This is a genomic window from Vibrio sp. 1288, from assembly GCF_033344475.1.
In genome coordinates this window covers 1-847 of sequence record NZ_JAWPOX010000297.1, presented here as the reverse complement: position 1 = coordinate 847, position 847 = coordinate 1, and the positions used below count along the sequence as shown (strand labels likewise).

Here is an 847-nt window from a genome sequence, read left to right as displayed (position 1 = left end):
GTGGCATGAGTCTTATCCCGACCACCACGGGCAGTGCGACTGCGATTGTGGAAATTTTCCCTGATTTAAAAGGCAAGATTAACGGCCACGCAGTGCGTGTACCGTTGGCGAATGCGTCACTGACAGACATCATCTTCGATGTGAAACGCGATACCACCGCAGAAGAAGTGAATGCTTTGCTGAAAGAAGCGTCAGAAGGTGAGCTAAAAGGCATTCTTGGCTTTGAAGAGCGTCCGTTGGTGTCGATCGATTACAAAGGCGATCAACGCTCAACCATCGTTGATGCACTCTCAACAATGGTCGTTGGTTCTCGCATGGTGAAGATTTACGCGTGGTACGACAATGAAATGGGTTACGCAACGCGCACCGCAGAATTGGTTCGTAACGTTGGTTTGGCTTAATAGGAGTTCACAATGTCTCATCCTACATGGCAATTAGATTTGGACTCTGGTGCATTAGTCCTAACACCGTGCCCGGGTACGAAAGGCGTCGATTTGCAAACGTCTTTACAGCAATTAAAAGAGCAGGGTGTTCAAGCCGTGGTTACGGCATTGGACAATGCTGAGCTAGCATCGAAAGACGTCGCGGATTTGGGTGAAGTTACCCAACAACTGGGTATGAAATGGTTCCAGATCGAGATTGAAGATGATTGCGCACCCAGTGAGGATTTCGCGATGAAGTGGCAACAAGCTAGCCCTGAACTGCATGCGATTCTTGCTCAAGATGGCAAAGTCGCGATGCACTGCATGGGCGGCTCGGGTCGCACAGGTTTGTTTGCGGCTCACTTGCTGCTAGAGAAGAAATGGCAGTTAGAAGATATCGTGCGAGAAGTGCAGGCATTTCGCCC

General features: G+C 49.7%; 1 protein-coding gene and 1 pseudogene. Both read left to right on the top strand.

Features of this window, described 5'->3' with window-relative positions; translation table 11 throughout:
- A pseudogene (locus R8O11_RS26355) lies at positions 1–401 on the top strand (glyceraldehyde-3-phosphate dehydrogenase); the annotation flags it as partial.
- A gap of 12 nt (positions 402–413) precedes the next feature.
- The coding region (locus tag R8O11_RS26350; protein WP_318194760.1) for a phosphatase at positions 414–847 on the top strand (434 nt) is incomplete at its 3' end.